The organism is Pseudomonas sp. LFS044, from assembly GCF_047978245.1.
Taxonomy (GTDB): domain Bacteria; phylum Pseudomonadota; class Gammaproteobacteria; order Pseudomonadales; family Pseudomonadaceae; genus Aquipseudomonas.
Map to the genome: position 1 here is coordinate 226,326 of NZ_JBFPFX010000007.1, position 6,497 is coordinate 232,822.

6 protein-coding genes are annotated in these 6,497 nt (G+C 63.1%); 3 read left to right on the forward strand and 3 right to left on the reverse strand.

Going from position 1 to position 6,497, the window contains the following annotated elements; all coding sequences use genetic code 11:
• The first annotated feature begins 9 nt into the window (after positions 1-9).
• On the forward strand, positions 10-1,203 hold the full coding sequence (locus ACNQPL_RS08590) for a D-amino acid dehydrogenase (RefSeq protein WP_416466441.1): 1,194 nt from the start codon (positions 10-12) through the stop codon (positions 1,201-1,203).
• Between the two features lie 64 nt (positions 1,204-1,267).
• Here the strand turns inward: ACNQPL_RS08590 and ACNQPL_RS08595 are convergent, their stop codons facing one another.
• The 3 genes from ACNQPL_RS08595 to ACNQPL_RS08605 all read right to left on the reverse strand — a co-directional run bounded on the left by ACNQPL_RS08595 (position 1,268) and on the right by ACNQPL_RS08605 (position 4,433).
• Positions 1,268-1,996, reverse strand: coding sequence for an aspartate/glutamate racemase family protein (locus ACNQPL_RS08595; RefSeq protein WP_416466442.1), 729 nt, complete (start codon positions 1,994-1,996; stop codon positions 1,268-1,270).
• Between the two features lie 16 nt (positions 1,997-2,012).
• On the reverse strand, positions 2,013-3,545 hold the full coding sequence (locus ACNQPL_RS08600) for an NCS1 family nucleobase:cation symporter-1 (protein ID WP_416466443.1): 1,533 nt from the start codon (positions 3,543-3,545) through the stop codon (positions 2,013-2,015).
• 429 nt (positions 3,546-3,974) lie between these two features.
• The gene (locus ACNQPL_RS08605; protein ID WP_416466444.1) at positions 3,975-4,433 is read right to left on the reverse strand and encodes an Lrp/AsnC family transcriptional regulator; all 459 of its coding nucleotides are present in this window, start codon (positions 4,431-4,433) and stop codon (positions 3,975-3,977) included.
• Between the two features lie 133 nt (positions 4,434-4,566).
• Here ACNQPL_RS08605 and ACNQPL_RS08610 point away from each other — a divergent pair, with 133 nt between their 5' ends.
• Both ACNQPL_RS08610 and ACNQPL_RS08615 read left to right on the forward strand, forming a co-directional pair.
• A complete protein-coding gene (locus tag ACNQPL_RS08610; RefSeq protein ID WP_416466445.1) occupies positions 4,567-5,463 on the forward strand; it encodes a DMT family transporter in 897 nt (298 codons plus the stop codon).
• Positions 5,464-5,494: 31 nt separating this feature from the next.
• Positions 5,495-6,421: a class I SAM-dependent methyltransferase gene (locus ACNQPL_RS08615; RefSeq protein WP_416466446.1), complete on the forward strand. Its 927-nt coding sequence runs from the start codon at positions 5,495-5,497 to the stop codon at positions 6,419-6,421.
• The last annotated feature ends 76 nt before the right edge of the window (positions 6,422-6,497 follow it).

Here is a 6,497-nt window from a genome sequence, read left to right on the forward strand (position 1 = left end):
GGGCAATGCATGAAGCAGCAGGTGACGGTCATTGGTGGTGGGGTGATTGGCCTGGCAACCGCTTATGCGCTGGTGCGCGAGGGGATGTCGGTAGACCTGGTCGAGGCGCGCGACAGCCTGGCGTCTGCCACCAGTTTCGCCAATGGCGGGCAGCTGTCATACCGCTATGTCGCGCCCTTGGCCGATGCCGGTGTGCCGTGGCAGGCATTGGGCTGGATGCTGCAGGGGGATTCACCGCTGCGTTTGCGCTTGCGCATGGACCCGGCGCAGTGGCGCTGGTTGATGGGGTTCATGCTCGCCTGCCGCAGCAGCGTCAACCGTCGCAACGGCGCACAGTTGCTCGCGCTGGCACTGCAAAGCCAGGCCACGTTGGCCCGCTGGCGCGAGGACGATGGCATCACCGATTTTGCCTGGCGACGTAACGGCAAATTGGTCGCCTTCCGCAGTGCACGGGCGTTCGCCCATGGGCGTGAGCGTTTGCTTGACCCGCAGAGCCAACGGGTGCTCGATGCCAACGAACTCAGGGGCCTGGAGCCCGCCTTGGCCGAGGCGCCGTTCGTGGGGGGCGTATTGACGCCCGATGAGGAAGTCGCCGACTGTCACCGCTTCTGTGAACGCCTGGCCGCGCACCTGCAGGCATCTGGGCAGTGTCGGTTCTTGCTAGGCAAGCCAGTGACTCAGCTGCACAAGCACCAGGACCAGATCGTCGCGCTGCAGCTGGGAGGTGAGCGGGTCGATGTGCAGCGCCTGGTACTGTGCGCAGGTCATCGCAGTGCCGGGCTGGCGCTGCGGGGCCTGGAACTGCCGGTTTATCCTTTGAAGGGCTACAGCCTGTCTGCGCCGATCGGCGCGGAGCATCGGGCGCCGGAGGTCAGCATTACCGATTACGAGCGCAAGGTCGTCTATGCGCGCCTGGGTCGGCAGCTGCGGGTGGCGGCGATGGTCGATATCGTCGGTTTCGACGAGTCGGTGGATGCGCGCCGGCTTGAAAGCATGCGCCGGTTGGCGCGCGATACGTTGCCGGCCGCGGCGGATTATGGGCAGGCGGTGGAGTGGGCGGGGATGCGGCCGGCCACGCCTACCGGGGTGCCGATTATTGGGGCTACGGCCTACCGAAACCTTTGGCTGAACGTGGGGCATGGCGCATTGGGGTTTACCTTGGCCTGTGGCAGTGCGCAGCGGTTGGCCAGGATGATGGTTTGACTGCACCGGCCTCATCGCCGGCAAGCCGGCTCCCACAGGGTAGGGCGATGAGGCCGGTACCAACCTAGCGCCCGAACTGCATCGGCCAGCCCACCACTTTCTTCGCCCGCGGCGTGGCATAGGTCCGCACTTTCGACGTGCTCAACCCCATTCGCACCAGCGACTCGGCAATGGTCACCGCTGCACTTACACCATCTACCACCGGCACCCCGGTGCGCTGGCGGATCTGCTCATCCAACCCGGCCATGCCGCCACAACCCAGGCAGATCACTTCTGCCTTGTCATCGCGCACCGCGCGTTCGGCCTGTTCGACGATGGCCTGCACGGCACGCTGCGGGTCGGCCTCGAGCTCCAGCACGGCCAGGCCGCTGGCGCGCACCGAGGCACATCGCGCGTCCAAACCGGACAGTTTCAGGCGGTCCTCGATCAGCGGCACGGTTCGGTCCAGCGTGGTCACTACCGAGTAGGCGTGACCCAGGTACATCGCGGTGCTGGCTGCGGCGTCGGTGATGTCCACCACCGGCACGTTCAGCAGCTCCTGCAGGCCTTCGCGGCCATGTTCGCCGTAACCGGCCTGGATGACCGCATCGTACGGGCCCTCGTAGGCGAGTACACGGTCCATCACGGCGATGGCGGCCAGGTAGCTCTCGAAGTTGCCTTCCACCGATTCGGCGCCGAACCAGGGGGTCAGGCCGACGATTTCGGTGCCGGGCGAGGCCACGCTGCGCGCCTGTTCGGCGATGGCTTCGGTAATGGCTTCGGTGGTGTTCACGTTGGCGATCAGAATACGCATGGGTACTGCTCCTTGATCAGTGGCTGCTGTGGTCGACGGCGATGCACTCGCCGCTGACATCAGCGTATTGACGGTTGCGCGGGGCGATCAGCAGGTACACCGCCGCAGCGATGCCAGCGCCGATCAGCCAGGAAAACGGCGCGATGGCATGGAAGTTGGGCACCAGTGCCAGGACGATGGCCAGCAGTGCTGCAGGCACGAAGGCGGCGACAGCGCGCAGGTTGATGCCTTTGCTGTAGTGATAGGCTCCGGCCGGGTGTTCGCTGTACAGCTCCGGCACGTTGATGCAGCCTTTTCGCAGCAGCCAGTAGTCGGCCATGATCACCCCGTACAGCGGGCCGAGCAGGGCACCCAGGCCGGACAGGAAGTACACGATCACCACCGGGCTGTTGTAGAGGTTCCATGGCAGGATCAGCACCGCCAGGGTGGCGCTGATCAGGCCGGCGCGGCGGAAGTTCAGGTGGCGCGGCGCCAGGTTGCTGAGCACGAACGCCGGGGCGACGAAGTTGGCCATGATGTTCACCGCCACGGTGACGATCAGGAACGCCAGGCAACCCAGGACCAGGAATGCGGTGCTGGGGATGCTGGCAACGATCTGCGTCGGGCTGTCGATGATCTGGCCGTTGATCTTGAACTGCGCGCCGCACAGCACCACGGTGATCATTGCGAACACCAGAATGTTCACTGGCAGGCCCCAGAAGTTACCGACCCGGATGGTCTTGCGGCAGGGCGAGGAGCGGGCGAAGTCGCAGAAGTTGAGCACCAGGGTGCCGTAGATCGCCAGCCACAGCGCGCCACCGGCGAAGATATTGCGCCACATCTCGTAACCGGTCAGCGGTTCGGCCACCGACCAGGCAATGCGCGCATCGGCCTTGAAGTACATGAACAGCGCCAGGCTGGCCACGGTCAGCAGGATCACCGGGCCGGCGAAGGCCTCGTAACGGCGCACCATCTCCATGCCGTAGGCGAGGATCACCAGTTGCACCAGCCAGATGGCCACGAAGCACACCCAGCCCAGGCTCGAAAGCCCCAGGATACTGTTGTGGTCATAGCTGGCCAGTTGCGGCCACACAGCCGTGAGCAGCACCCGCAGCACCACCGAGGCCAGGTAGGTCTGGATACCGAACCAGGCGATGGCGATGACGGCGCGGATCAGCGCCGGGATCTGCGCGCCATGGATACCAAAGGCAATGCGGCTGATGACCGGGAACGGCACCCCGGTCTTTTGCCCCATGTAGCCGGACAAGTTCATGAAGAAGTACACCAGCGCTGCGCCGATCGCCAATGACATCAATATCTGCCAGCCACCCAGGCCCAGGGCGAACAAGCCCATGGCGAAGGAGTAGTTGGCGATGTTGTGAACGTCATTGGTCCACAACGCGAAGATGCTGTAGCGCCCCCAGCGCCGGCCCTCCAGGCGGGTTGGTGCGAGGTCGCGGTTGTGCAGGCGGGGGCTCAGTTCAAGTGCGGGCGCATGGCCGGCGAGGGTGGATGAGGGGGTGCTGCTGGCGACGGATTGTTCAGGCGCGAGTTCGAGGCTGGTACGCATTCCGGCAGGCTCCTGATGCACGTGGACTGCGATGAGCGGGCATGCGCACGGGCTCGCCATCTCGTCGGTGCAGCGTTGGCATCACTGGGTTCTGGACGCGGCGGCCGGGGTTGGGCCGGCGCCGCGGGTTCTTGTGTATTTATGTTTTGTTTAACGTGTATACAAAACACGAACACACAAAAGCGAGTTCCATGCCAGGCATAAACCAGTGCTCAGCTAGCCACTATTTTGAATCTATAGTTCTGAAACATAAGTGAATGAAATAAATGAAGTATAAGTTGACCAAATGAACAGGTTTAAATTTGCAGTGGATGAATTAGTTGATCATTTGGTCAAAATTAGTTGCGAAACTGGTGTAACGTATTGGGGCATTGCTAGCACTTGTGCACACAAAAATGGCACCTAAGGTGACATTCGTGTGTACAAAAATTAGTCAGATTTTCCTGGCCCTCCGTCCATAGGTGGCAGGCGCCGCTTGACCGGGCTTTTCTTGATGATCGCCGTGTTGGTTTCAGCCAGTACATTGATGCGGTCAAGCAGGGTGTCGAGTTGCTCCATCGAACGCACATGCAGGCGGGCGATGAAGCAGTCCTCGCCCGTTACCTTGTCGCACTCGGTGAATTCCGGGATGGCGACGATTTGCCGTTCCACCTCCTGCAATTGCCCAGGCAGCGGGCGGATGCGCACGATGGCCTGCAGTTGGTAGCCGAAACTGCGGGGGTCGACATCCACGGTGTAACCGCGCAGCACACCGCGCTCCTCCAGGCGGCGCAGGCGCTCGCTGACGCTGGGGGCCGACAGCCCGCTAATCTGCGCCAGCGCTTTGAGCGAGCGGCGGGAGTCTTCCATCAAGGCATTGATCAGCAATTGGTCGATCGTATCGGTCATTTTCGCCTCGTCAGGTAGAACCAATGATTTGCCTTGATAGTAAAGGCTAGTTCGGCAAATGGCCTTGGTTATCCGCTGGAAGGCTGCTGCGCGCCCCTTGCATACTGTGGCCATCGTCAATGGGAGGTGTGGGATGGACAGTTCATTGCGCCGCGGCTCGCTGGAAATGGTGGCTGCCATGCTGATTTCTGGAACTATCGGCTGGTTCGTGCTGGTGTCCGGGCAGCCGGTGCTGGAGGTGGTGTTCTGGCGCTGCGTGTTTGGTACTGGCACGTTGCTGGTGATCTGCGCCGCCTTCGGTTTCCTCAAGCCGGGCATGATCAGCCGTACTGCCTTCCTGCTGGCCATCGTCAGCGGTGTAGCCATCGTCGGCAACTGGGTGTTGCTGTTCGCCTCTTATTCGCGGGCATCGATTGCCATCGGTACGGCGGTGTACAACGTTCAACCGTTCATGCTGGTGGGGCTGGCGGCGATCTTTCTGGGCGAGAAGATCACGGCGGCCAAGGTCACCTGGTTGAGCGTGGCCTTCCTCGGCATGTTGGCGATTGTCAGCGCCCATGGTGCGGGGCAGGGCAGCGGTGAGGACTACCTGCTGGGCATTGGCCTGGCCCTGGGCGCGGCGCTCTTGTATGCCATCGCCGCACTCATCATCAAGCGCCTGAAAGGCACACCCCCGCACCTGATTGCCTTGGTCCAGGTAGCCACCGGCGTGCTGTTGCTGGCGCCTTGGGTCAAGCTTGGCGGGCTGCCTGGCGAGCCCTCTGCACTGGCTAGCTTGTTGACACTGGGCATGGTCCACACCGGGTTGATGTACGTGCTGCTGTACAGCGCCATTCAGCGGCTGCCCACAGCGCTGACCGGTGCGCTGTCGTTCATCTACCCGATCGCTGCGATTCTGGTCGACTGGGTGGCGTTCGGCCACCGACTGGCGCCATTGCAGTGGCTCGGCGTTGCCCTGATCCTGCTGGCAGCGGCGGGGATGCAGCAGGGTTGGTGGTTCCGTTCGGCGCAGCTCGCAGCCAAAGGGTAGAATGCTCCCTTTTATCTGCTTGCGACCCGCCATGACTTCGCCGATCCAGACCCTCGAACAGCATCTGCTCACCGCCCTCGACCCCGCCCCGCAGGAAACCCGCCGCCTGTTCCATGGCCGCGGTCGCTGCTGGCCGGGGCTGGAGCAGGTCACCGTCGACTGGCTGCAGGGCGTATTGTCGGTGGCGCTGTTTCGCGAACCGCCGCAAGGTCAGCTGGCGGAGCTGGAGGCCATGCTGCGTAACCTGGCCGAGCGCCCGCTATGGGGTGGCCAAGCCATCCTCATCCAGCACCGCTACCTGCCGGACAGCCCTGGCCAGTGGCTGTGGGGCGAACCGTGCCAGCAGCGCGAGGTGATCGAAGATGGCCTGACCTACCTGCTCGACCTCGGCGTGCGGCAGAACAACGGCCTGTTCCTGGACATGCGCTATGGCCGGCGCTGGGTGCGCGAGCAGGCAGCGGGCAAGCGGGTGCTCAACCTGTTTGCCTATACCTGTGGTTTTTCGGTGGCGGCCATAGCGGGCGGCGCCGAACAGGTGGTCAACCTGGACATGGCCAAGTCGGCACTGTCGCGTGGCCGCGACAACCATCGGCTCAATGGCCACGACGCCTCCCGGGTGGCGTACCTGGGCCATGAGCTGTTCAAGTCGTGGGGCAAGGTGCGCAAGTATGGCCCGTATGACTTGATCATCATTGACCCGCCGACCTTCCAGAAGGGCAGTTTCGTGCTGACCCAGGATTACGCGAAGATCTTGCGGCGGTTGCCGGAATTGTTGAGCGAGGGGGGGACGGTGCTGGCGTGTGTTAATGACCCGGGGATTGGGCCGGAGTTTCTGATCGAGGGGATGGCGGAGCAGGCGCCAACGTTGGCCTTCATCGAGCGATTGAAAAACCCGCCGGAGTTTCCTGATGCGGACCCGGCGGGGGGCTTGAAGGCTTTGGTATTCCGCCAGGGTTGATGCTGTTCCCACTGGCCCCATCGCCGGCAAGCCGGCTCCCACATTGACTGCGGCGCTGCATAACCCTGTGGGAGAC